At 36.0% G+C, this 1,444-nt stretch carries 1 protein-coding gene; it reads right to left on the bottom strand.

Annotation, left to right across the window (positions count from 1 at the left end; all coding sequences use genetic code 11):
* Positions 1–35 precede the first annotated feature (35 nt).
* Positions 36–1,352, bottom strand: a complete 1,317-nt coding sequence (locus NE257_RS11445; protein ID WP_251852458.1) for an ISL3 family transposase — start codon at positions 1,350–1,352, stop codon at positions 36–38.
* Positions 1,353–1,444: the final 92 nt, after the last annotated feature.

Here is a 1,444-nt window from a genome sequence, read left to right as displayed (position 1 = left end):
ATGGGAAGTGCTTCGGCATTTCCTTTTTTGTGTTATTAAATAATTTCGCAAAGATTCTGTTGAATCATGACACGTTTACGAAGATTACGGAACGTCCTAAAGCCAAAAGCAATTCGTTTGATGACCTTGATTAAATTATTCTTCCCCTCTAATTTCCCGTTAGAGTAAGGAAATTTAAGGGAGTTGATGATTGCTTTTTTATGCTTGTTCAGATAGAGGATTGCTTTCTTAAATCCAGTGTCTAATGTAGCTGGCAAGTCATTGATTATTTCAAAGAAGGTTTTGAAATTCTTGGCATCAAAAGCAGTTAATAAATCTTGATAGACTTCATAGCTTTCCCTCAACTGGCTATTCACTGATAATAAGTAATCTAAAACCTCTGATTCAGTCATGTATTTCCTTTGGAATAGTGGGTATTGCTTGAAGGACGTGTAATTAATCTTCGCGTTTTTCTTGAGTATAGTCCGCCAATATTTCTTCAATTTACGATAGTCTTTCATAGCCTGTGGATTACTTTTCTTTAATTGATTCATTGCTTGAATCCTTTGTTTATTGATAGCTCTCGTCAATTGTTGGATCACATGAAAACGATCAATCGATACTTGTGCTTTCGGGAAAATAATCTTAGTGATAGCGCCGTAGGCGGCATTCATGTCCATAACTATATGCGTGACTCGCTTTCTAGCTTCAAAACTAAAATGCATGAAATACGCCTGCAGTTTAAAGTTTCGGCGATCATCAAGAATATCAACTATCTTACCAGTATCGGCATCACTGATAATAAAGCACATGGCACCTTCACAATCACTGGTCCCTTTAAATTCATCAATCAGTAAATGTTTGGGCAGGTAATTTGGTTTTAAACGTGGTTCTTCAAAGAACGAATCTAATACCCTTTCAACCGTTTTTGAGGAAACTGAGTAACTTTTGGCGATATCCTTCATGGAGACTTTCTTTTTTAAGTCAACGGCAATGGCAAACTTCAAAGGTTGTGCGATATAGCAGTTTTCTGCCACATAGTAAGTATTCGCTGAGAAGGTATGGCGACAGTCCTTGCAAAGAAACCGCTGTTTAAATAAATGGAGATAAGTAGGCACTTCTTGATAAGGGATTAATTGAATCCAACTGTCTTTGTACGCATGACGAATGATATTCTTAAACCCACAAAGCGGGCAGCAGTCGATTTTGTAGGTTAAAACACCTGTAAAGACATTGGCCATTCGGCCATGAATTTTTTTCTTAGATACAGCGTCTTTAGAGAAGCTGATATTGTCATCTTTGATATTTAGAATCTGTTTAATGATTTTGTCTAGCCTTTCGTCTTTTTCTTTGATATTCTTAATTATGGACATTTGGTTTTCCTCCTATGATTGGGTTCTGCGATTTAATTATAGGACAACCAAATGTCTTTTTGTTATAAAAAAATATTTGATGTCACTACTCT

Source organism: Enterococcus italicus (assembly GCF_023743875.1).
Classification (GTDB): Bacteria; Bacillota; Bacilli; order Lactobacillales; family Enterococcaceae; genus Enterococcus_G; species Enterococcus_G italicus.
The sequence above is the reverse complement of the archived record's forward strand: the minus strand, read 5'-3'. Positions and strand labels throughout refer to the sequence as shown.

Bases quoted from the DNA above. Each gene is read 5' to 3' on its own strand.
- NE257_RS11445 (WP_251852458.1), bottom strand. From the start codon at position 1,352: ATGTCCATAATTAAGAATATCAAAGAAAAAGACGAAAGGCTAGACAAA.